The organism is Acinetobacter sp. SA01 (assembly GCF_011319235.1).
GTDB lineage: Bacteria > Pseudomonadota > Gammaproteobacteria > Pseudomonadales > Moraxellaceae > Acinetobacter.
Window position 1 is genome coordinate 19,096 of record NZ_WXXM01000015.1, and the last position, 23,978, is coordinate 43,073.

Annotated in this window: 23 protein-coding genes and 1 pseudogene; 19 read left to right on the top strand and 5 right to left on the bottom strand. The window is 42.8% G+C overall.

The genetic code is table 11. From position 1 onward, the window contains the following. Positions 1–2 precede the first annotated feature (2 nt). The 13 genes from GTU69_RS12910 to GTU69_RS12970 all read left to right on the top strand — a co-directional run bounded on the left by GTU69_RS12910 (position 3) and on the right by GTU69_RS12970 (position 11,701). A complete protein-coding gene (locus GTU69_RS12910) occupies positions 3–533 on the top strand; it encodes a gamma carbonic anhydrase family protein (RefSeq protein ID WP_166171044.1) in 531 nt (176 codons plus the stop codon). Between the two features lie 131 nt (positions 534–664). Continuing rightward, positions 665–1,333, top strand: a complete 669-nt coding sequence (gene tsaB, locus GTU69_RS12915; protein WP_086197692.1) for a tRNA (adenosine(37)-N6)-threonylcarbamoyltransferase complex dimerization subunit type 1 TsaB — start codon at positions 665–667, stop codon at positions 1,331–1,333. An 8-nt stretch (positions 1,334–1,341) separates the two neighbouring features. Continuing rightward, the gene (locus GTU69_RS12920; RefSeq protein WP_086197691.1) at positions 1,342–2,163 is read left to right on the top strand and encodes an undecaprenyl-diphosphate phosphatase; all 822 of its coding nucleotides are present in this window, start codon (positions 1,342–1,344) and stop codon (positions 2,161–2,163) included. Next, a complete protein-coding gene (locus GTU69_RS12925) occupies positions 2,163–2,969 on the top strand; it encodes a class I SAM-dependent methyltransferase (protein WP_166171046.1) in 807 nt (268 codons plus the stop codon). The genes GTU69_RS12920 and GTU69_RS12925 overlap by 1 nt, the downstream gene beginning before the upstream one ends. 123 nt (positions 2,970–3,092) lie before the next feature. Beyond that, entirely contained in the window at positions 3,093–4,505 is a 1,413-nt protein-coding gene (locus GTU69_RS12930) for a C13 family peptidase (protein WP_086197689.1), read from the top strand. Positions 4,506–4,516: 11 nt separating this feature from the next. Next, positions 4,517–5,353 carry an S-formylglutathione hydrolase gene (gene fghA / locus GTU69_RS12935; protein WP_086197688.1) on the top strand — a complete coding sequence of 279 codons (837 nt, stop codon included), beginning with the start codon at positions 4,517–4,519 and terminating at the stop codon, positions 5,351–5,353. 163 nt (positions 5,354–5,516) lie between these two features. Further along, positions 5,517–6,203 (top strand): ribulose-phosphate 3-epimerase, encoded by a 687-nt coding sequence (rpe, locus tag GTU69_RS12940; protein WP_166171048.1) that lies wholly within the window; start codon positions 5,517–5,519, stop codon positions 6,201–6,203. A 394-nt stretch (positions 6,204–6,597) separates the two neighbouring features. After that, on the top strand, positions 6,598–7,059 hold the full coding sequence (locus GTU69_RS12945; RefSeq protein WP_166171050.1) for a hypothetical protein: 462 nt from the start codon (positions 6,598–6,600) through the stop codon (positions 7,057–7,059). A gap of 38 nt (positions 7,060–7,097) precedes the next feature. Next, positions 7,098–9,005: a copper resistance system multicopper oxidase gene (locus tag GTU69_RS12950; protein WP_166171052.1), complete on the top strand. Its 1,908-nt coding sequence runs from the start codon at positions 7,098–7,100 to the stop codon at positions 9,003–9,005. Beyond that, positions 8,992–9,906, top strand: coding sequence for a copper resistance protein B (locus GTU69_RS12955; protein WP_166171054.1), 915 nt, complete (start codon positions 8,992–8,994; stop codon positions 9,904–9,906). Before GTU69_RS12950 ends, GTU69_RS12955 begins: the two co-directional genes overlap by 14 nt. A gap of 236 nt (positions 9,907–10,142) precedes the next feature. Then, positions 10,143–10,460 carry a quaternary ammonium compound efflux SMR transporter SugE gene (sugE, locus tag GTU69_RS12960; protein WP_166171056.1) on the top strand — a complete coding sequence of 106 codons (318 nt, stop codon included), beginning with the start codon at positions 10,143–10,145 and terminating at the stop codon, positions 10,458–10,460. 49 nt (positions 10,461–10,509) lie between these two features. Next, positions 10,510–10,995 carry a methylated-DNA--[protein]-cysteine S-methyltransferase gene (locus GTU69_RS12965; RefSeq protein WP_166171058.1) on the top strand — a complete coding sequence of 162 codons (486 nt, stop codon included), beginning with the start codon at positions 10,510–10,512 and terminating at the stop codon, positions 10,993–10,995. A 46-nt stretch (positions 10,996–11,041) separates the two neighbouring features. Further along, a complete protein-coding gene (locus GTU69_RS12970; RefSeq protein ID WP_166171060.1) occupies positions 11,042–11,701 on the top strand; it encodes a nuclease-related domain-containing protein in 660 nt (219 codons plus the stop codon). 36 nt (positions 11,702–11,737) lie between these two features. On the opposite strand, the gene GTU69_RS12975 is transcribed toward GTU69_RS12970, so the two are convergent. Together GTU69_RS12975 and GTU69_RS12980 are read right to left on the bottom strand one after the other, a co-directional pair. Then, complete coding sequence (locus tag GTU69_RS12975) at positions 11,738–12,673, bottom strand: tRNA-dihydrouridine synthase (RefSeq protein ID WP_346764488.1); 936 nt, start codon at positions 12,671–12,673, stop codon at positions 11,738–11,740. A 357-nt stretch (positions 12,674–13,030) separates the two neighbouring features. After that, a pseudogene (locus GTU69_RS12980) lies at positions 13,031–13,557 on the bottom strand (HPP family protein). A gap of 94 nt (positions 13,558–13,651) precedes the next feature. On the opposite strand from GTU69_RS12980, the gene GTU69_RS12985 reads away from it, so the two are divergent. Beyond that, positions 13,652–14,191 carry a TetR/AcrR family transcriptional regulator gene (locus tag GTU69_RS12985; RefSeq protein ID WP_166171062.1) on the top strand — a complete coding sequence of 180 codons (540 nt, stop codon included), beginning with the start codon at positions 13,652–13,654 and terminating at the stop codon, positions 14,189–14,191. A gap of 167 nt (positions 14,192–14,358) precedes the next feature. Here the strand turns inward: GTU69_RS12985 and ccsA are convergent, their stop codons facing one another. Then, positions 14,359–15,165, bottom strand: a complete 807-nt coding sequence (gene ccsA, locus GTU69_RS12990; protein WP_086196095.1) for a cytochrome c biogenesis protein CcsA — start codon at positions 15,163–15,165, stop codon at positions 14,359–14,361. Between the two features lie 138 nt (positions 15,166–15,303). Between ccsA and ffh the strand changes: the two genes are divergently transcribed. After that, the gene (ffh, locus tag GTU69_RS12995) at positions 15,304–16,707 is read left to right on the top strand and encodes a signal recognition particle protein (RefSeq protein ID WP_166171064.1); all 1,404 of its coding nucleotides are present in this window, start codon (positions 15,304–15,306) and stop codon (positions 16,705–16,707) included. A gap of 124 nt (positions 16,708–16,831) precedes the next feature. Next, a complete protein-coding gene (locus GTU69_RS13000; protein WP_166171066.1) occupies positions 16,832–16,969 on the top strand; it encodes a hypothetical protein in 138 nt (45 codons plus the stop codon). A 143-nt stretch (positions 16,970–17,112) separates the two neighbouring features. Here the strand turns inward: GTU69_RS13000 and GTU69_RS13005 are convergent, their stop codons facing one another. Together GTU69_RS13005 and GTU69_RS13010 are read right to left on the bottom strand one after the other, a co-directional pair. After that, entirely contained in the window at positions 17,113–17,850 is a 738-nt protein-coding gene (locus GTU69_RS13005) for a type III pantothenate kinase (RefSeq protein ID WP_166171068.1), read from the bottom strand. Positions 17,851–17,859: 9 nt separating this feature from the next. Next, complete coding sequence (locus GTU69_RS13010) at positions 17,860–18,618, bottom strand: biotin--[acetyl-CoA-carboxylase] ligase (RefSeq protein ID WP_166171070.1); 759 nt, start codon at positions 18,616–18,618, stop codon at positions 17,860–17,862. A gap of 30 nt (positions 18,619–18,648) precedes the next feature. Here GTU69_RS13010 and GTU69_RS13015 point away from each other — a divergent pair, with 30 nt between their 5' ends. The 3 genes from GTU69_RS13015 to smc all read left to right on the top strand — a co-directional run bounded on the left by GTU69_RS13015 (position 18,649) and on the right by smc (position 23,977). After that, positions 18,649–19,458: a sulfite exporter TauE/SafE family protein gene (locus GTU69_RS13015; protein ID WP_166171072.1), complete on the top strand. Its 810-nt coding sequence runs from the start codon at positions 18,649–18,651 to the stop codon at positions 19,456–19,458. Between the two features lie 360 nt (positions 19,459–19,818). After that, positions 19,819–20,514: a GntR family transcriptional regulator gene (locus GTU69_RS13020; protein ID WP_166171074.1), complete on the top strand. Its 696-nt coding sequence runs from the start codon at positions 19,819–19,821 to the stop codon at positions 20,512–20,514. Between the two features lie 10 nt (positions 20,515–20,524). Continuing rightward, the gene (smc, locus tag GTU69_RS13025) at positions 20,525–23,977 is read left to right on the top strand and encodes a chromosome segregation protein SMC (RefSeq protein WP_166171116.1); all 3,453 of its coding nucleotides are present in this window, start codon (positions 20,525–20,527) and stop codon (positions 23,975–23,977) included. Position 23,978 lies beyond the last annotated feature (1 nt).

Sequence of the window (23,978 nt, forward strand, 5' to 3'; positions counted from 1 at the left end):
TCATGATTTATAAATTTAAAGGATATATACCTCAAGCAACGCATCAACCTTGGGATGGCTGGGTGGCAGATAATGCGACCGTTATCGGCCAGGTAGAAATGGGCAAGCAGGTCAGTGTCTGGTTTAGCGCCGTGATTCGGGGCGATAACAGTAAAATCACGTTAGGGGATTTTACCAATGTGCAGGAAAATGCTGTTTTACATACCGATGCCGGCATTGAAATGCAGATCGGCAGCTATGTCACGATTGGCCATCAGGCTATGTTGCACGGCTGTACCGTAGGAGATAACACGCTGATCGGCATTAATAGCGTGATTTTAAATCATGCCGTGATTGGTAGAAATTGTATTATTGGTGCTAATGCCTTAATTCCAGAAGGTAAGGTGATTCCGGACAATTCTGTGGTCATGGGTTCACCAGGCAAAATCGTCAAAACTCTGGATGAGGCGGCTGAAGCCAAACTCAAAATGAGTGCCATGCACTATGCCGAGCATTTCAAAAATTTTCAGCATTTAGAGTCGGTTGAACTGTAATTTGAAACGCGATATTCAGCCAAGCGAGAGCTTGGCTTTTTTGTATCCTGCAGATGGAAAATCTCGCCTCGCACGCATGAGTGGAGTATGATATCCGACGTTTTTTATATTTAAATAAATTAAGGTTGTGCATGAAGTTGCTGGCATTGGAAACTGCCAATGAGCAGTGTTCCGTTTCTATTGTAGATGACACTCAAGAATTATTTTTTCAATTAGATGCGCGAGCAAAAGCACAAACGCAAACGATTCTCCCAATGATTGAACAGGCTTTTACCCAGCTTGGATTGTCTGCTGCTGACTTAACTGCAATTGCATTTAGCCGTGGTCCCGGTTCTTTTAGTGGGGTACGTATTAATGCTGCCGTGACTCAGGCCTTGGCATGGGCCAATGATCTACCTGTTATTCCTGTTTCAACCTTGCAAGCTTTGGCACAGGCAGCATACCGTGTGGCAGGTTTAACCGCAGTGACTGCAGTACTAGATGCGCGTATGAATGAAGTCTATATTGCCAGTTTTCAGCTGGATCAGCAGGGTATTATGCAGGCTGTGGATACAGAGCAACTGTTGAATTATAGTGCTGCCAGTCAGGCCGTCAGATTTGAACTTGTTGGTTCAGGTTCAGCTTTAATTCAGCCTGAAGCTATAGAATTTAAAGAGATTGTTGCCACAGCACAAGATATTGCACAAATTGCACGTATTGCTGCATTACAGCAGCATTGGGTTGCGGCTGAAGAAGCACTACCAGTGTATTTACGTGATAATGCGTGGAAAAAAATTCCAGAACAAATTAAAGCAACTTAAGGTTAGATATGGATCTTTTATTATTATTTAAAGCGGCCATCATGGGCTTGGTAGAGGGGATTACTGAATTTCTACCGATTTCAAGTACCGGGCATTTAATCTTAGCAGGTCAGCTTTTAGATTTCTGGACCATTGAAAAAAGAGATATGTTTGCGGTTGCAGTGCAGATTGGTGCAATTGCAGCTGTGATTTACGAGTACTGGGGCAAACTTTGGGGCGCTTTAATCGGTGGCTTAAAAGGTCAAGAACAGGGCCGCCGTTTAAGTATTAACTTAATTATTGCTTCAATTCCAATCATCATTATTGGCTTAACGTTTGGTGATATCATCAAGGCGTACCTGTTTAATGCAATTACTGTCGCGATTGCCTTAATTGTGGGTGGTTTTATTATTTTATGGGCTGAACGCCGTCCGCATAGCATTGAAACTCAAGAAGTGGATGATTTGACCTATAAACAAGCAACTTTAATTGGTCTGATTCAATGTTTAGCCTTATTTCCAGGGACTTCACGTTCAGGTTCAACCATTATCGGGTCTTTATTTTTAGGTGTATCACGTAAAGCAGCAGCAGAATTTTCCTTCTTTCTGGGTATTCCTGTATTAATGGGTGCTGGTTTACTCGATATGTATAAAATGAGGGCTGATTTGCATAGCAATGATATGGCTGTTCTAGCAGTGGGTATTATTGTGGCATTTATTTCTGCACTTATCGTGATTCGTGCATTAATTCGCTATGTATCGAAACATGATTTCACTGCATTTGCATACTACCGCATAGGTTTCGGTCTGTTTATTTTGGCAACTTGGTGGACAGGCTGGGTTTCTTGGTAATGCATTTGTTTACAGAAGCTCAGTTTCAAGCACAAGCACAGCAGTATTCTGCTGTGCTTTCTTCACGTGGTGTCAGTGTAAATGTTGAGATCATTGAAAAGCTGAATGCCCGATTTTTACGTTTAAATCCGGAACTGGCTTTATGTGTAGATGAATCGGGACTGTGGTTGTGTGCCAATGGCATGAAGATGCAGCCCGACTGGCAAGCTGAAGTGCCGCGTTTAAAACGTTCATCGTTAAAATCTGAAATGATTGCACGTGCCTGTAATCTGGGTGAAAAGCCTACATTAATTGATGCGACTGCCGGTTTAGGTCATGACAGTTTGTTAATGGCCCATTTGGGTGCTGAAGTCACCCTGGTTGAACGGCATCCGGTCTTGTTTACCTTACTGGAAGACAGCAAAAACCATGCGCAAAATGATGCTTTTCTCAGTTCAGTAGTGTCACGAATTCATCTGGTTTTCTCTGATTCTGCCGACTATTTAGTGCAGCAGGCTGAACAGAAGCGAGTGGTAGATGTGGTTTACCTTGATCCGATGTTTCCGCAGCGTGACCAGAATCAACAAGCCATTAAAAAACAGGCACAAGTGAAAAAACAGATGCAATTATTACATCTGTTATTGCCTGAACATGGGGAAATGGATCTGGGTGATAATCTGTTAACTTTGGCAAAAAAAGTGGCAAAACGTGTGGTGGTGAAGCGGCCGCGTCTGGCTGTCTATTTGGCTAACCTGGAACCGGATCATCAATGGCAGGGAGATGCCTGTCGTTTTGATGCCTACTTTCAGCATCATTTTCCCGAGTAGTTTGGTAATTGTTTCAATAATGTGCATTAATTTGTTATATAGTCCCAAAGCAGCATTGATAAAAATTCCATCAAGCATAAACTTAGAGTGTAAACTCGCGAGCTAAAGCCCCCCGAAAATCTTATGATCGACTTTAAACCCTCCATCAATTTTTGGCATGATTTTAAGAGCAACCAAACTGCCGGGATGTGGCTTTTTCTGGGTTCACGCCGATCTTTGCAAATTGTACGTCCCTCGATTCTGCAACTGATTTTTTGGGGAATTTTAGGCGGCAGTGCCAACAGCTTATTCAGTTGGCTCAGTGCGGAGGAGATGGGGGAGTTTAACCCGCAAGGCCTGATCAGTTATGCTTTATGGCCTTTTATTGCACTCATCGTCGGTATTTTTCTTTCCCAGCGGATCAATAATCCACGGTTGATGCTGGTACCTGCCTTGTTGTGGCTGGTACTGGATACCCATATCGCCTTATTGCAAAGTCTGATCCAGTATCTGGGCCTTATTGATGTATTGCCTTATATATTGTATGACTATTTGCCGACTATCTTTATGGTGCTGTTCGTCTGGCAGAGCTTGGCGGTGGTATGGGTCTTTTCCCGTGAACTGAAATGGCCATGGTGGGAGCGGGCACTGATTGTCGCTGCGACACTGTTCACCCTTGTGGTGTGGCAAATGTCGGTGAAAAGCCAGCCGATCTGGAAAGTTGAAGAAAGCCCGCCGACATTTGCCGAAGATGCTTTTTATGCGCAAAACAGGATCTTGAACAAGTCGCTGGAATCGATCCAGTATGGGGAGTTTGCCCAGTCGCACTGGTACTTTTTAGGCGTTGCTGGGGCAGGTTATCAGGATGTGTTTAAGTCGGAAGTTGAACGGATTAAAGAACAGTTTGATACCCGTTTTGGGACTTTTGGCCGTTCCATGGCCCTGATTAATAATCCTGAAACCCGCACTCAAATGCCGATTGCTTCACGCACCAGTATGGAAATGGCTTTACGCCGTATCGGGCAGCAAATGAATAAAGAAAGTGATGTGTTATTTTTATACATGACTTCACATGGTTTGCCGAATCAGTTTGAAATGGAAAATGACCCGATTGATTTAAATGATGTCGATCCTAAATGGCTTAAAGATACTTTGGATAAATCCGGCATCCGTTGGCGGGTAATCGTAATTTCAGCCTGTTATTCGGGGAGTTTTGTTCCCGCTTTGCAGGATGATAATACCTTGATTATTACCGCATCTGCGGCTGATCGGGCATCGTTTGGCTGTTCGAGTGAAGCGGATTATACTTATTTTGGACGGGCTTTCTTTGATCAGGCCATGCGCGAGCAGATGTCTATAGAAAGTGCTTTTGAGCAGACCAAAAAAACAGTGGCACAATGGGAAACAGCACAAGGATTTGAAGCCTCTGAACCGCAATGGTCGATTGGCAAGAATATGGAATTTATGTTGCCGCAACTCGAGCAACGCTTATTTCCAGCTACAACTCAGACAGATATGAAAATAGAAAGCCCACAATTAAGTGTGGCAGCACAATAAGGAAAATAACGATGGAATTAACGCAAGTTAATCGATGCTTTGATGGGGAACAGCGAATTTATGCCTTTAATTCCAAGAGCTTAAAAGGGCAGGCGAAATTTGGAGTTTTCTTGCCCCATCAGGCCTTAACGGGTCAGCCTTGTCCCGCCCTATTTTACCTGGCGGGTCTGACCTGTACTGAAGAAACTTTTGCAATAAAAGCCCATGCGCAACGTTTAGCAGCACAGCTGGGATTTATCCTGATCAGTCCGGATACCTCACCGCGAGGCGAGCAAGTTGCAGCAGGGGATTCCTGGGACATCGGTCAGGGTGCCGGATTTTATATCAATGCTAATCAGGCACCGTGGGCTGAGCATTATCAAATGGAAAGCTTTATTGCCGATGAACTTTATGCTGTGGTGACGCAAAACTTTCCAGTCCAAGCAGATGCGATAGGCATCTTCGGGCATTCCATGGGAGGACATGGTGCACTGACACTGGCCTTTAAATATCCGGAAAAATTTAAATCGGTATCTGCTTTTGCTCCGATTTGCGCGCCGAGCCAATGTCCTTGGGGTGAAAAGGCATTTTCAAATTATTTAGGTGCAGATCAGGCCGAATGGAAAAAGCATGATGCAACGGCTCTGGTTCAGTCCAAAGGTGCCTTGTTTCAGGAGATTCTGATTGATCAGGGGGCTAAGGACCAGTTCTATAGCCAACTGAATCCAGCATTATTTAAACAGGCCTGTGCCGAAGCAGGTCAGTCCCTGACCTTGCGTGAACATGCCGGTTATGATCATGGTTATTACTTTATTCAGACCTTTATGGATGACCATCTGCAATTTCATGCGGTACAACTTGATGTATAACATTTGATTGAACATCAGATTTACTCAGAACATAAGGAGCACAACAGCTCCTTATTTTTTTTGCTGTCATCAATGCCTGAATAAACAGGATTGAATCACAGCACTAAGATGCAATTTGTTATAATGTGAAAAATCAATTCAAATGCATAGCCAGGTTCTCTCCATGTCCAAGCCATATTTAATTGCACCTTCCATTCTATCTGCCGACTTTGCCCGTTTAGGTGAAGAAGTTGAAAATGTGCTTGCAGCAGGTGCCGATGTCGTACACTTTGATGTCATGGATAACCATTACGTACCAAACCTGACTTTTGGTGCAGGTGTGTGTAAGGCATTAAAAAAATACGGGATTCAGGCACCGATTGATGTACATCTGATGGTGTCACCGGTAGACCGTATGATTGGCGATTTCCTGGAAGCGGGTGCTGACATTATTACTTTTCACCCGGAAGCGACGGATCATATTGACCGTTCTTTACAGTTAATTAAATCGGGTGGTGCCAAAGCTGGTCTGGTGTTTAATCCGGCCACACCATTGCATTACCTGGACTATGTGCTGGACAAAGTTGATCAAATTTTGTTGATGAGTGTTAACCCGGGCTTTGGCGGTCAGAAATTTATTCCCATGACTTTGGATAAACTTCGTCAGGCACGCAAGATCATTGATGCCTCTGGCCGTGACATCCGTTTAGAAGTTGATGGTGGGGTGACTCCAGCCAATATTCGCGAAATTGCAGAAGCAGGCGCAGATATGTTTGTTGCCGGTTCGGCTATTTTTGGCAAGCCAGATTATCAAGCTGTCATTGATGAAATGCGTTCAGAACTGGCAAAAGTAGGCTCAGTTAATCTCTAATAATCTACAATTAATGATCGCTAAGTTGTGGATAACTTTATGGATAACCATATGGATATCTGTGTAGATAACTGTATGGATAACTTGATTAGTTTATAAACAATTGTAGATCAATAGTTTAATAATTAGACATTAAATGTATAAAAAGGACTCAAATGAGTCCTTTTTTAGCTTGTTAAGGCATTAAAAAATATGATGCTTTATTCATCTATGCTTAAAAATAATACTGTTTAAAAAATAACTTTATTGTTTAAGTTGGCATTATTCAACCGGACTTGACACTGTTTAGCATAAATTTAAAAATTGTGTATAACTTATATCTTGGTTATGCTGGTAGACTGAAATCAAAAGAACATGATTTATCTTTTATTGTGCATCGGCTAAGGACAATACTGTGCCCACTTCATTACGCAAACAGGCTTGGTTTGTGTTCCTGATGGTTTTTGCCATCGGGTGGAGCAATGCTGTCTTGGCATTTGAACAGCCGATGCATCAGCAAATGATGAGTGAATTGGCGATTCAGCATGAAGATAAAATGCCTATGGCGGCCATGTCAGGTTGTCATGATTCAGCCAATACTCAACCGCACATACAGCAGCATCCTGTCGAACAGCTAAAAGTGCAACATGATCAGGATTGTCATCAGGGCATGAGCGATCAACAGCAACATTTCAGTTGTAATGATTGCCTACAGTTGCATTGTCAGAGTCTCAGTCTCTGGCTGGATTCTCAAGCACACCCTCTGGTACATGTGCAAGCCATTCAAGAACATCCACAGCTGAATTTTGCTTATTTTGCCCAGCATTTAAGCGGTTTCTGGCAGCAGATTTTACGTCCCCCCAAAGCTTTACCGTGATTTAAAAAACTTTTTATTTTTAAATTATAGGTTTAGTCATGTCTATACAATTAAGTCAAAGCCTCGTGATCGGGGTGTGTTTAGTGTCATCATCGTGGACGTTTGCTGCGGTCAAAGAATATCACCTGAATATTGATGAACAGAGTGTGAATATCACCGGAAAGTCCTTAAAACGGATTACCGTAAATGGTCAATTTCCAGCACCCCTTCTGGAATTTGAAGAAGGCGATGATGCCGTTATTCATGTGCATAACAATCTGAAAAACAAGGATAGCTCCATTCACTGGCATGGTTTATTGCTGCCGGGACTGATGGATGGGGTGCCGGGTTTTAACCAGTTTCAAGGGATTAAACCACAAGCTGATTTTGTCTATCGTTTCAAGGTGCGGCAAAACGGCACCTACTGGTATCACGCGCATTCCAAAGGACAGGAACAGGACGGTTTATATGGCGCTCTGGTGATTTATCCGAAAGGGAAAAAGCCCCTAGCAGCGCATGAACAGGCTGATCGTGATTATGTGGTGATGCTGTCCGATTTTCATCAGTCCAGCAGTAACCAGATTCAGAAGAACCTGAAAAAGTCGGCTGAATACTATCAAAATCGGCGTGAAACTGTGGCCGACGTGTTGCAGCAAGTTAAGCGTGATGGACTCAAAAGTACCTGGCAAGACCGTTCCATGTGGAATCAGATGCGCATGCTGAAAACCGATTTGTCCGATGTCACCGGTTATACCTTCCTGATCAATGGCAAAACGCCGCAACAGAACTGGACGGGCATGTTCAAGCCAAATGAAAAAGTCCGTTTACGTTTTATCAATGCTTCAGCCATGTCTTTTTATGATGTGCGTATTCCTGACTTGAAGATGACGGTGGTTAGTGCCGATGGCCAGCCTGTGCAACCGGTACCTGTCGATGAATTTCGCATCGGAACCGCTGAGACTTATGATGTTATGGTTGAACCCAAGGCCAATCATTATCAGATTGAAGCCGAATCGATTGACCGCAGCGGGTTTGCGATTGGTTCATTGCACAATGAGCAGGCAGCAATAAAGCAGGGCATTACTGTGCCGAAACCACGTCCACGTGCATTACTTACGATGGACGATATCGGGCATGGTTCGGCATCGGGTGATCATGCGAACATGAATCATGCCCAGATGGATGATCATCAAAGTATTAAAAATCAAGGCAGTGCAGATCCAAGTGGTGCAAGCTCAATGCAGCATCAAATGATTGATCATTCATCGATGAAACATGATTCAACGACGATGGATCATTCGCATATGAACTTGACTAAGATGAATATGAATCACCATTCACAATATCAAGCAAAGTCTGATTCAGAACCACAACAAGGAATGAATCATTCTGCCCATACCTCTGTGAAACCAGCCTTAAATGAAAATACCCAAGTGGTTTATGGCTGGGCCAATGCATCTACACCCACAGGGCATAAGGCACTGCAATATAGCGATTTGAAATCACTCACTCCACAGCCTGATACCCGTCCTGCAGAGAGAGAGCTGGAAGTACATTTGGGTGGCAACATGGAGCGCTATATCTGGACCATCAATGGCAAGAAATTTACAGAAGTTGAACCGTTACAGGTGAAATATGGCGAACGTATCCGGCTGAAATTTATTAATGACAGCATGATGGCGCATCCGATGCATCTGCATGGCATGTTTATGCAGCTGGAAAATGGGCAAAGTAGCGCCAATATGCCGAATAAACACACCCTGATTGTACCACCGGGTAAAACGGTAACGGCATTACTGACCGCGGATGAATTGGGAGAATGGGCGATTCATTGCCATCTGATCTATCACATGTCATCCGGGATGATGAGTAAACTGGTGGTGGCCAATGTCGATAGAAATAAAATGCTTGCTTCACCTGCTACGCCAGCTCAAGTTCAGCAAGGAGACTCACATGCGCATCATTAATTTCTTTGCAATGAGCACATTGAGTGTCTCGATACTGTTGCTCTCTGGACCAAGTTTTGCACAACCAGGTCATCAAACCATGTCGATGGCGGAAGTGCAGACGTCACCACAAAATGAAATACCGGTCGATCATTCACAGCATCACGTCGTGTCAACTACAGCCCAAACACCTGTTGAAGCAAAACAGACACCCTCTGTACAGGATGAAAATACGAACGCAAACGATGCTGCATCTGCCGAGCATATAAAAGAACATGGTGGGCAGATGTATCAGCAAACCACGCTTGAAAGCCGCTGGTTACGCAATAACGATGGAGAAGGAGTTTTAAAGTCGGAACTGGAAACCCGTATCGGCACAGATGAAAACAAGATTTTTATCAAAGTCCATGCCGATAATGCTGAATCACAGCAAGCTGAATATGATGCCAAAGTGTTATACAGTCGCAATGTTGCCGATTTTTGGGATGTGCAGGCCGGTCTACGTTATCGCAATGACCAGAATCGAAAAGTCGATCAGGATCAGGTCGATGCCGTGATTGGTGTGCATGGGTTGGCACCGTATTTCTTTGAAACCAATGCTTATTTATATGTGGGTCAGGATAATCAAACGTCTTTGAGTCTGGAAACCGAACGCGATGTACTACTGACGCAAAAACTGATTGTTAAGCCTTATCTGGACTTGAATGTGGTATTGAGTGATGACTCCAGTTATGCGCAAAAAACCGGTTTAAGCAGCGCACAATTAGGACTGGAAACCCGTTATGAAATCAATAAAAAGGTCATGCCTTTTATTGATGTGGCCTATGGATACAAACAGGGGCATGAACAGACGGATTGGCAAGCGGAATCAGCATCTGATCAGGAATGGTTATATGGTGCCGGGATACGTTTTAAATTTTAGTTCGATGTGATGATTCAGAAAATCCGACTGGTTTAGGCCAGTCGTATTTTATTCGCACTTTTAAGGTGAGTAATTGGTCAAAAAATGTAAAACAAGCACCTGTTTAGCTCAATTATTTATATAATTATCTAATAAGTTATAGGAGGAACGACCTCCCTTGGTGCAATCAGATTGATTGTTGCACTGAGAAAATTCGTCAGGACGACCTGACTCTGATCAAATGGAGCATCGTCGTCATGGCTTGGGTAATTCTGGTTTTAGCCGGTCTTTTTGAAATTGTCTGGGCCTATGCCATGAAACTTTCAGAAGGTTTCACCCGTCTCACACCGAGTATTATTACCCTGGTTTTTATGGTATTAAGTTTTGCTTTACTGGCCTATGCCATGCGCACTTTGCCACTGGGTACAGCCTATACCATCTGGACCGGGATTGGAGCAGTGGGTTCTTTTCTGGTCGGGGTGTTTATTTTGGGTGAGCCTGCATCGGCGATGCGGATGCTCGCTGCGGTACTGATTATTTCTGGATTAGTATTGATGAAACTGTCATCATCATAATGACTCTTCCTCACTATATCACTTATTTATTGCACTACAGGAGAAGACAATGAAACTTTCATTTATGCAAATGGCTGCTCCTGTCGGTACTTTAAAACTGGTCGCCAATGACACGGCTTTGGTGGCAGTACTTTGGGAAAATGAAAATCCTAAACGGTTATGTTTAGCCGAACTGATTGAACAGGTTAATCATCCTATTTTATTGGCAACTCAAAAACAGTTAACTGAATATTTCGCAGGAACAAGACAGCAGTTTGATTTGCCTTTAGATTTTGAAGGCACTGAATTTCAGAAGAAAGTCTGGCAAGCCTTGCTGACTATTCCGTTTGGCGAAACCCGTAGTTATCGTGACATTGCCGAGCAAGTCGGTAATGTCAAAGCAGTTCGTGCCGTGGGTGCAGCCAATGGTAAAAACCCCATTTCCATTATTGCGCCGTGCCATCGTGTGGTGGGGGCCAATGGTAAACTGGTCGGTTTTGCTGGTGGACTGGACAACAAAGAAATTTTATTGAAACTTGAATCTTCACTAATTTAATAAGTTTATGTTATTGTTATTAAAAATATAATATGAACTTCATTGAATGAACATTTCTCAAATTTTTATACCACTTTTTTCACAGCTGTGGTGGATCATTTTATTATTTGCTGCCGCTGTTCTTTTTAAGATATTTAAACCTTTTTTGAAAGGAAAAGTTGGGGAATTAGCGGTAGCTGTACACGTCAAACTTTATTTGAAAGATCCACAATATATTTTATTAAATGATTGTACTTTGCCAGATGAACAGGCAGGAACGACGCAAATTGACCATATTTTGTTAAGTCCCTTTGGGATTTTCGTGATTGAAACCAAAAATTATAAAGGCTGGATTTTTGGTGGTGAACGTCAAAAAATGTGGACACAGAAGATTTATAAGAAAAGCTATAAATTTCAAAATCCATTGCATCAGAATTATAAGCACATGAAAGTACTGCAAAATGTATTGTCTGATATTGTTGAGCCAGAGTACCTGCATTCAGTGATTGTGTTTATGCCGGAAAGTGAATTTAAAACAGCCATGCCAAGTAATGTATTTCGTGGTGCTGCATGGGTGGATTATGTCAAAGGTTTTCAGGAGGAAGTGATACCCGCCATGAAACTAAAACGGATTCAATTGCGGATTGAAAAAGAAGTTTTAGAGAAGTCCTGGAAAACCAATCGCCTACATGTGGAAAATTTAAAACAGCGGAAAGAAAGCAGCTAAATTAAAAAGCCTTTGCATATGCAAAGGCTTTTATTTTTAATGCTGTAGCAGATTCAACTTTTCAATAATTTCATTCAGTTGCTTGATGCGTTTTACTTCATCCCACAGCATTTTGGCTTCTGGATAATGTTTGGACATCATGCCGAGCCACTGTTTATAGCGTCCCACCATATTCACTTCTTTTTTATAGGGACCATTCAGGAAACGAATTTGCAAAGCCAATAATTCATTCCAGGTGATCAATGCTTCGTCAGTATTCTGACGGATACATTGGGTGATATCCGGTGTGGTTACAGCAGCTCGGCCAATCATCAAATCTTCACAGCCAGATTCAAGTTGGCATTGTTTGGCATCTGCATTGGTCCAAATTTCACCATTGGCAATGACATTGATGTTTAAGGCTTCACGAATCGGTTGCAACTGATCCCAAAATGCAGGAGGGGTATAGCCTTCCGCCTTGGTACGTGCATGCACTGTGACCCAGGCAGCACCAGCATCCTCAATGGCATGAGCATTTTCCAGGGTAAATTTTCTGTCCATATATCCTAAGCGCATTTTGGCAGAAACCGGAATATGTTTAGGTACGGCATCACGTACAGCCTTTACAAGCAGATGTACCACTTCGGGTTCATCCAGCAGCACTGAACCGCCACGGTGACGATTAACCGTTTTTGCAGGGCAACCGAAATTCATATCAATCGCAGGAGCCCCGAGTTCCACGGCACGAAAGGCATTGGCTGCCAGCATTTCAGGATTATTTCCCAAAAATTGTACATGCACAGGTGTACCCGCAGCGGTTTTACCTTCATTGAGGAGTTCCGGGCAGTAATTATGATAGACATGATCGGGAAGCACTGAATCGGTGACACGAATGAACTCGGTTACACACCAGTCAAAGCTGCCCACAGACGTGAGTACATCACGCATAATGGGGTCTGTTAAGCCTTCCATGGGTGCAAGGATGAGTTTCACAGTGAGGTTTGCCCGTTAAATTTGAAAAACGGTGTTATACGTTTTTTTATCTAGGTTGTCTAGGTAAAAGGCTTTGAAATATTGTAGTGTGAGATAGGTCTTAACTCTTATATTTCGTATTGTTATTCCTAAGTAGAAATGTCCTGTTTTAAACTGCAAGAGTCAAAAACAGGATTTAAATCTCTTTGTTAGACATAGTGATCAGCATCTCAAATGCATATTCAATCCATGATGTTGATGTATATCATAGACTAGACATTTTAATTAGTAAGAATACACATACTTTAAATGGTTTCTTACATTTGCATTTCGTATAAGTGCCACTCTGTTAAATAGATTTAACCTTCAGTCAATTTATTACTTGGTTCTGATTAAACCTAAGCCATATAGAGGCCACTTATTATTAGTATATTATTTATAACAGTAGCAACCAAAACTAAAGCTATAGATCCTAATAACACAGGAAAAACCAAGAAACTCCATTCATAGTGGATAGAATTTGCTGTTAAAAGTATCACTAATGGATTAGCTCCAGCTGGGGGATGTACACATTTAAAAACTTGCATTAAGGCAATTGCACAGCCTACAGATAAAGCTATAGTCAAAATAGAATCAGGGAAAAATTTAAGGAAAAATAGGCCGATAAAGGCTGAAATGAAATGACCAAATATAACATTTCTAGGTTGTGCTAATGGTGACTGTGAAACAGCATATAGAATTACACAAGTAGCACCAAAAGGAGCCATGATGTAGAGATTACCTGTTAATTTAGTAAGTAAAAGTAGAAGAAAGATGCTGATCGTTCCTCCAAATAAACTTCTAAGAACTTCATGCCTTTTGGGAAATGCAGCTAATTTTTCCTTTCCTTCAAAAATCGAAAACATGTCTATATCCCTCTTTCAAAATATTGTTTTCAAACCATAATATAGATAAAATAAAAAATAGTACAGATCTGTACTATTTTTTGGGGTGCGACAAATGTCAAAATCAGCATTAAAAATTTTAGATACAGCAGAAAGGCTATTTAATCAAAATAGCTTTGTTGGCGTCGGGGTAGATCTAATTCGAGATGAATCTGGTTGTTCTAAAACCACTATGTACACTTACTACAAAAATAAAAATCAGTTGGTTCAGTCGGTTCTTAGAGCTCGTGATGAAAAATTTAAAGAGAGCTTATTCAAATATATTGGAACAGCAGAAGGTATTTGTGCAATTAATAAAATTTTTGATTGGCATATGGAATGGTTTCAACAAGAATCTTTCAAAGGGTGCTTATTCGTGAGAGCTGTAGCTGAGTCTGGTCAAAATGAAAAAGATATAATTTCCGTTTCTAAAAAGCATAAGCAGTGGATAAAAGATTTAGTATCGAAAAATTGCTTATTAGCGGATCATCAAGATTTATCCGAGCTAATTTATACTTTAATAGAAGGGTTAATGAGTAGATTTTTAGTAGATGGATTTGATTCTAATATTGCTAGTACTCTGAAGAAAAATATTAATAATTTATTTGAGCGATGATTAAGATTTTCTAAAATTAACATATACAAGTTATATGAAAATATCAATTTATTATTTTTAATCAATGATATATCGTATGAAAAAAAGGTCCAAACCATAAGGGTTGGGCCTTTTTAATGATTTATCATGTTCCACATTTTTAATTAGACACACTGAACAAAAGGGTCTTACTTACCCAAAATCATTTCCAGTACAAACTTGGAACCAATAAAACCAATCGCCAGTAGCATAAAACCAATCAAAGTAAAGCGAATGGCTTTTTGACCGCGCCAGCCAAATTTATAATGGCCAATCAACAGGAAGCCATAAACAAACCAGGAAATAATACTAAACGCCGTTTTATGCGCCAAATGCTGGGCAAAGAAATTTTCAATGGTAAAGAAACCAAAACCAAGCGCTAAAGTCAGCAAGATAAAACCGGTAATGATTAAATCAAACAGCAAGGATTCCATGGCCTGGAATGAAGGTAATAAATTGACCCATAGTCTTTTGGTTTTATTTTTTAATTCACGGTTCTGAAACCACAAAATTACAGCTTGAATGGTGGCCATCAACAGAACAGCATAGGCGGATAAAGACAAAATAATATGAATGTCTAGGCCCAGAGAATGTTGTTCAATCACCTGATTGGTCTTGCTTAAGGTAAAACCTAAAATGAGACCGATTGCAGCAACAGGAATACCCAGTAAATTCAGTGCCAAAATGGGGCGAAAGGTACTGAACAGCAGGCTGAGCAGCAGCATCAGACCGGAGGTAAATGACATCAGCACAAAAACATCATAATTGATGCCTAAAGGGGTGAGCATATCGCTATACAGCACAGCCCCGTGCAACATTACCCCTAAACCCAGTACCAGCCCAATAAGCCAATGGTTTGGATCACGTTTTGACATTAAGTGGATAAACAGATACCAGAAAGATGAGGTATAAGCGATTAATGCTAAGATCGTGTAAACCAAGGGCAGGCTAATCATGTCAAACCTTTTTCAGGATGATGAATATTCATTTATATAAATTCGATGCGAACTACAGTATCCTATAGCATTCTATGCATAAATTTTCTATTTTAAGAAACAATTTTTTGCTCACGGCTATTTTAAGCGGAATTTGCAATGTTTGATACCTTAACAGAACGACTCACGCAGAGTTTAAGAAATGTTACTGGCTCAGGGCAGCTAACCGAAGACAATATTAAAGATACGTTACGTGAAGTGCGTATGGCACTTCTTGAAGCCGATGTGGCGTTACCTGTAACTCGTGAGTTCATCGCGAAAGTTAAGGAAGAGGCATTGGGCCAAGAAGTGATGACTCAGTTATCACCTGGCCAGGCGTTCGTCAAAATTGTACATGACGAACTGACCAAAATGATGGGTGAGGCCAATGAAAGCCTTGACCTCGCAGCCAAACCCCCTGTGGTTGTACTTCTTGCAGGTTTGCAAGGTGCGGGTAAAACCACGACTGCGGCAAAACTTGCACGCTTCTTGCAAGAACGCCAAAAGAAAAAAGTGGCGATGGTTTCTGCCGACGTTTATCGTCCAGCAGCGATTAAACAGCTTCAGACTGTTGCAGGTGAAGTTGGCGCGATCTTTTTTGAATCGAATGCCAATGAAAAACCAATTGATATTGCTAATCGTGCGATTGAACAGGCAAAAATCCAGTTTGCTGATGTGCTGATTGTCGATACCGCAGGTCGTCTACACGTCGATGACGAAATGATGGACGAAATTAAAGAGCTTCATGCTGCCATCAAGCCGACTGAAACCCTGTTTGTGGTCGATGCCATGACTGGTCAGGATGCTGCGAATACAGCCAAAGCCTTTAATGATGCCTTACCGTTAACAGGTGTGATCCTGACCAAAACTGATGGTGATGCACGCGGTGGTGCGGCGCTTTCAGTTCGTGCAATTACCGGCAAGCCAATTAAATTCCTGGGTATGGGTGAAAAACTCGATGCTCTAGAGCCATTCCATCCTGAGCGTATCGCACAACGTATTTTGGGTATGGGTGACGTACTTTCTTTGGTCGAAGAAGTTGAACGCAAGATCGACAAAGAAAAAGCCGAAAAAATGGCGAAAAAATTGCAAAAAGGCGGCAGCTTCAACTTTGAAGATATGCTGATGCAATTTGAGCAAATGAACAAAATGGGCGGTATGATGGGCTTCCTGGATAAACTTCCAGGCATGAGCAACTCGGGTATTCAGGATGCGATTGCACAGGCGAACCCTGAAAAGCAAGTGAAAAAAATGGAAGCGATTATCCAGTCGATGACCATTAAAGAGCGTCGTAACCCGGACCTGATGAACCCAAGCCGTAAAAAACGTATTGCAGCAGGTTGCGGTATGGATGTTGCTGAAGTGAATAAACTCATCAAGCAACACGCGCAAATGGCGAAAATGATGAAGAAATTTGCCAATCCGTCAGGTATGGCAAAAATGATGCGTTCATTGGGCAATATGCAAAAACAATTCGGTGGCGGCGGTATGGGCCCACTATTTGGTAATAAAGATCAGAAATAAGCTTAAGCTTTGACGATCAATCCCAAGAAGGCGCGTAATGCGCCTTTTTTATTGCCTTTTTTTCTTTCCTAAAATACTTTAAAAAAAAATCCAGCACGCAGGACATCAGGCAAGACTGCTGATCTTGCCCGATCCGAATGTACCGAATTTTCAGAACTGGCAAACAGCAATACACCTGCAAATACCTCGTTTAGATCCGGAAAGTATTATTGTTGCGCATAACCAGGTCTGGGATGTTTTAAAACCTTTGCTGCTGCATTAATCTGGTGGGAATCTATTGCAATCTTTATGCAAGTAATGAGGTAAATTGCCGGATGCACACATTCAGCCATTCATTTTTATAAAAGGCTGTACCGAGCTGCCTGAAGTCTGACAGCTTATTCAGCCTTATTTGATTCGACAAAATCAGGCTTCAGCCAAGGAATAAATATAATTTTGCAGCCCTTTCAGCAATAGATCCGGCTCAATAACAGGCTGATAAGCTGTCAAATATTTAGCAAATAGCGGTGCATCACCACCAGTTAAAATCAGTTGGCTTGGATACTTTTCCAGGACCTTTTCAATGGTGCTGACCAGACTGAGCAGAATGCCATGATGAACGGCATCAATGGTATTGCGACCTGGGCTAAGCTCATCAAATATGGCATCGGGAATCTTGATGCCTTTGGTATTTTGAATCAGGGAATCACGCTGTAGGTACAGGTTCGGCAGGATATAACCGCCCAAGTGTTGCAAGCCATCGGTGAGGTCAATGGTCAGTGCAGTTCCACAACTGATCACACAATATTTTTGCTCCGGATTGTTCACGACAGCCAGCATTTGCAGCCAGCGGTCAATCCCGAACTTGCTGGTATCTTCATAGGCACAGCGTAAGCCGGCATATTCGGCATGTACTTTGGCAAAAGTTACCGGAATATTTAAAAACTTGAGAATTTTCTGGATGCGTTCATTGTTCTTTTTGTCCTGAACCGAAGATACCCCGACTTGTTGCAGATCCAGACTTTTAAAATGCTGGATTAAACCGAGGAGCAGTTCGGCAGGGGATTGCAGATGCAGTTCTGCACCATGTTCAATTACCTGATGATTTTCAGTAATCCAGTATTTGAGTCGGGTATTGCCGATATCCAGCCATAAATTCTTCATTGCATTTCTCTAAAGAGAGGTACTCAGGCGGCGTAAACGCCCTTGATAAAACTGTTTTAAACCGTCAGGGGTGTCAATGTTGACCGAACCATCATCCTGAATGCCTTGGAAAATACCTGAACATACTCCCGAATGGTCTTCAAATTCAACAGCCTGGTTTATAAAAGCCGCATAATGATTAAAGCGTGCCGCTAGGTTATAGCAGTCATGATCAAACCATGCACTGGCTTGCTGAATTGCCATATACAGTTCAGCAATCAGCTGAATACGGGAAATATCCTGTAATCCCAATTCACGCAGTGAGGTGGCATGCTGGTCAATCTGTGCTTTGAGAACAGGTTCAAGATTAATCCCGACACCGACAATGACCTGATGAGGGGAAATCGGTTCAACCAGAATGCCACCCCATTTACCTTGTCGACTATATAGGTCATTCGGCCATTTCACTTGCAAATCTAAATTTTGCAAACTCGGCATTTGTAAAATATTCAAAGCGATTTCAAGCGCAAGCCGGCCATCAATGGCTGTTCGCGTATTCAGCAATGTGCTTAAATAGATGTTGCCTTCAGGCGATACCCACTGTCGTTGACGCTGTCCACGACCTTGAGTCTGTTTGGAACTGCAAACCAGAACACTGTGCACGCCTTTCAGTGCAATTTCACGTACATCGTCATTGGTCGACGTGGTGACGGGTTTGAGTAACAAAACTTCAGGAAGCTGATGGGCATCATCGAGGATTTTTTGCAGCTGTCGGGTCTCTAAATCCATTTAAATCTAAGTAACCGTGGAATGTGAATAATGGAGTTAATCATATATTTATTGATTGGTGCAATGGCGGGCTTTGCTGCCGGGCTGTTTGGTGTTGGTGGCGGCCTGATTATTGTTCCCATTCTTTATATTGTATTTACCCAGTTACATTATGATCCATCGGTGATTATGCATCTGGCGGTGGGTACATCTTTAGCGACCATTATTGTCACTTCCATCAGCTCGGTCACAGCGCACCATAAAAGAGGCGCGGTGATGTGGGATGTATTTCGTAATTTAGCCCCGGGACTGGCTTTAGGGGCGTTTTTAGGAGCTGGTATTGCGGACTATATGTCGGGTCAGGGCTTGCAATTATTGATCGGCTTTTTTGCTCTTTGGGTAGCTTACTCCATGTTTAATGGTGCAAGCAAAGCGGTGGACCCGAATCATCATTTACCTTCCAGAGCCATGCAGATTCTGGCTGGCGGCGGAATCGGAATCGCCTCTGCCATATTCGGTATTGGTGGTGGTAGTTTGACCGTACCGTATTTAAGCCGTCATGGCGTAGTGATCCAGAAAGCGGTAGCCACCTCGGCTGCGGGTGGCTTACCGATTGCCATTGCTGGTGCGTTAGGCTTTATGTGGTTTGGTTCCAATACCGAAACTGAAATACCGCATAGCATTGGCTATGTGCATATCTATGCCTTCATTGGTATTAGTGTCATGAGTTTTATGACGGCTAAATTAGGTGCAAAAGTGGCGCATAAACTATCGCCAGCTATGCTGAAAAGATGTTTTGCCTGCCTGTTGGCAACTGTCGGTTCGTATTTTATTTATCAAGGTTTTTCAGCCTTTTTTTAATTTAAAAACCATATAAAAGAGATGAAAAGGTGTGCTATGGTTTTTGCATACGCACCTTGAGATCACTTATCCTGCTGTTTTTCTAAGGATGTGCTGAACTAAGAATAAGTTTTATTTTATAATTTAAATGAATCACTTAGGTTGAAGTGAGTCTAGAGCAGGATATTTGACGGAAATAGACAGTTTTATCCGATCTACTGATCACAAACTGATATTGGCTTTATCGACTTGAAAATTGTCTGACAATGTCATATTTTTTGCAATTAAAATCAAGTAAAAAAGCACGTAACAATCAGGATTTATCCACAGGGTTTATCCAATTTTTTTGATTGCATCTTATAAAAACAAGATAGGAACAGTATGCAAGAACAAGAAAAGGACAGTTTGTCCGAGCAGATTGCCAGGCATATTAGTGAGCAAATCATTCGCGGTGAACTGGTAGAAGGGGAACGCATTCAAGAATTGCGCATTTCCTCTGAACTGGATGTCAGTCGTGGTTCGGTGCGTGAAGCCTTACTGCTGCTGGAGCGTACCCAATTAATCGAAATTTATCCTCGTCGTGGGGCGATTGTCTCGGAAATGTCTGCCCAGCAGGTACGTGCCCTGTTTGAAATGTGTGCATTGCTGTGTGGGCAAATCGTGCAACGCATGGCCGAAACCTGGCGTCCGCATGAAGCTGAAAACATTCAGGCATTATTGCAACAATTGCAGGAAGAAACCCGTCACGGTCATACTGAAAAATTTTATGATCTAATCTTTCAGGGCTTGTCTCGCCAGCATGAAATGGTCGGCAATCCTTATTTAATGAAAGTCTACCAGGAACTGTTACCGTCACTGCGCCGTAGCTATTTTTTAACCTTAAATATATCGCATCGCGAACTGCAGGAATCATTTGAATTGTTTAAGCTGGTGACTGATGCAGTTTTGATCCGAAAATCACAACAAGCTACTTTATTTATGGATGATTTTTGTCGACACTTGCGCAACCTTGTGTTGGAATCTCTGACACGGATGAAACAAATCGAACTTGCATGGGCAAGACGTTCACGACGTTGATCAGGACATTATGCGTTTAAGCAGCTTAAAACTTTCCGGCTTTAAATCTTTTGCCGATAGTACAACTTTACATTTCAAGGCGAATCGTACCGCTGTGGTGGGACCCAACGGGTGTGGTAAATCCAATGTGATTGATGCCATCCGCTGGGTAATGGGAGAGTCCAGTGCGCGCCAGCTGCGTGGCGGCAGCATGCAGGATGTGATTTTTACCGGAACTGCGAAACGTAAACCGGTCGGGGTCGCTAGTGTCGAACTGCGTTTTGACAATACCTATGGCAAGCTCGGTGGCGCTTATAATGCCTATAACGAATTGGCTGTACGTCGTCAGGTCAACCGTGATGGCAAGTCCGAATATTTTTTAAATGGCACCAAATGCCGTCGTCGTGACATCACCGACATTTTCTTGGGAACCGGTTTGGGTCCGCGCTCTTACGCGATCATTGAACAGGGCATGATTAACCGTCTGGTCGATGCCAAACCTGAAGAAATGCGGGTGTTTATTGAGGAAGCTGCCGGTGTTTCCCGTTATCAGGCACGTCGCCGTGAAACCCTATTGCATCTGGATCACACCACGCAAAATTTATCCCGCCTTGAAGATATTGCCGCGGAACTGAAATCCCAGCTGAAAACCCTGAAACGTCAATCCGAAACCGCCATTCAATATAAAGAACTGGAAACCCGGATTCGCACCATAAAAGTGGAAGTGCTGTCATTTCAATGTGAACAAAGCAGCCGCTTACAGCAAGAATATACTGTGCAGATGAATGAGCTGGGCGAAACCTTCAAGCTGGTGCGTTCCGAACTCACTACCCTAGAACATGACCTGACTGCAACCAGTGAATTATTTCAGCGTCTGATTCAGCAGTCCACGCCACTGCAAAATGAATGGCAACAGGCCGAGAAAAAACTAGCTGAACTGAAAATGACGCTGGAACAGAAGCAGTCCTTGTTCCAGCAGAATACGACCACTTTGAGTCAGCTGGAACAGCAAAAACTACAGACCAAAGAACGGCTGCAAATGATTGAATTGCAAATTGAAACTTTGCAAGCCCAGCATGAACAGCAGACTGAACAATTACAGCAGCACGAAAGTCAGGGACAGGACCAGAGTCAAAGTCTGGGCGATTTGAAAGCACAACAGCAACAGGTACAACAGCAATTTGAACTGGTCAAAGCTCAGGTTGAAAAACAGCAGCAGCAAAAACTGCAGATGCTGGCGCAAAGTGAGCAGTTGGCCAAAAATATTGCCCGGATTGAACAGCAAAAACAGACCTTGCAACAACAAGCTGCACAAATTCAGCATCAAGATCAGCTAGATGATATTACGCAGCTTGAGCATGACAAAGTTCAACTCAGCCAGCAGATTGAACAGTTAGAACAAGCCATTCAAACGCAGAAACAAACATTAGAGTCAGTGCAAGCACAATATACGCAGCAGAAAAATGATGTTGCGACCTTAAAGTCTGCGATTCAGGTGTTGCAATCGGAACAGAAAAATCTCTATCAGTTGCTGATCAAGAACAGTACGAAAGTCCAGAATGATGCCGTGCAGTTGATGCAGGTGTTGAAGCTCAAAGATCAGGCCAAAGACCATGCCCATCTGATTGAAAAGTTTTTGGCAAAATGGCTCTCTGCACAAGTATTAGATGCGAATGCTGATTTCACGGAAAGTATTGCCCGTCAGCTGAAAGTTCAGGTGGCAAAAGGGCAGATTCAGCTTGCCGGTTTGCTATGTCTGGCCGAATGGATTGAATCACCGCAGCATTCCATCTGGCAACAGGTGGCCGTTGCAGACAATCTTCATCAGGCTTTGGCTTTACAGTCTCAATTGGGTATTGGTCAGTCTATCTTGACACTAGATGGTTATCAGGTGGCTCAAGATTGGGTGATCGGTCTGTTTTACGATGAAGCCAGTCAGGCAGGACAAGGGGCACTGAGTCACCGTATCCGTTTGGAAGAAATTGAAACAGCATTGGCACAGCAGTTGCCACAGCTTGAAACGGCGGAACAGCTGTTGCCGGAACTGGTAAAACAGATTCAAACGCTGCAAAAAAACATTCAAGATCAGCAAGACCAGTTAAAGCTACAGCAAAAAGCATTGCAGCAGCTGGATGTCAACATTGCCAAAGTACAAAGTACGGCTCAGGCTTTTTCGCTTCAGAAACAGCAATTGGCCAGTCAGCTGCAACAGCTGGATGAGCAGCTGGAAGAGGATGCCATGCAGAAAGATGATCTGGAAATTGATCTGCATGCTTTAAACCTGAAACTGGAACAGGCTTTACCGAATTATAAAACCCTACAATTCCAGGTTGAGGAACTGACCGAGCAGCTGGAAAATACCCAGCATACCTGGCAGCAAGCACAACAGGAGCTGGAATTGCTGCGTCGTCAGGCCACGCAAAGCCGGCAGCAAATTGAATTGCTGGAAAAAGATGCTTCATTCTCAAAAGCACAATATCAACAGATTATTGCGCAAATGGAGCAGGCGAAAAAGTTTGTTGATCCGGTGCAGCTGGAATTACCAGCACTGGAATCTCAATTCAGTGAGCAGGCACACATTACCGAGAAGTTGCAAAAGACCTGGAATGAATGGCAGGCTGAACTGAACAGTGTTCAAGAAAAACAGCAGCACCTGACCGAACAGCGTCATCAGTATCAGCAGCAAGATGAAAAGCTGCGTACTCAACTGGAAGAAAAGCGACTGGCCTGGCAAGCAGCCAAGTCTGACTGGCAGCATTATTCTGAACAGTTAAAAGAGATGAATAGTGAAATGCTCACGGGGCTGAGTATTGATATTGCCAGCCATCAACAAACCCTGGAAAAAGCGCAGCAGCAGTTTGAAAAACTGGGTGCGGTCAATCTGGCGGCTTCTGAGGAATATGAGGAAGTCTCCAGTCGCTTTGAAGAACTGAGTCATCAGATTGAAGACCTGAAAAAAACAGTCGATCAGTTACAGGGCGCCATGAAAAGTATTGATCAGGAAACCCGCAAATTGTTTATGACCACCTTTGATCAGGTGAATCATGAACTGCAAGACCTGTTCCCGAAAGTATTTAATGGCGGGGAAGCCAGTTTAAGCCTTGAAGATGACTGGCAATCGGGTGTAAAACTAATGGCGCGTCCACCGGGTAAACGGAACAGTTCTCTGGCCTTACTCTCTGGTGGTGAAAAAGCATTAACAGCATTGGCATTGGTATTTGCCATCTTCCGTTTAAATCCGGCACCGTTCTGTGTACTGGATGAGGTCGATGCACCTTTGGACGATGCCAATGTGGGACGGTTTTGTAATCTGGTAAAAGAACTTTCTGAACAGGTGCAATTCATTTACATTACCCATAATAAAGTTGCAATGACGATGGCAACCGATTTGTTAGGTGTTACCATGCCAGAACCGGGCACCTCAAAATTAGTCACTGTCGATTTGGAACAGGCAAAAGAATACGGTTTAGTTGCGGAGTCATAGT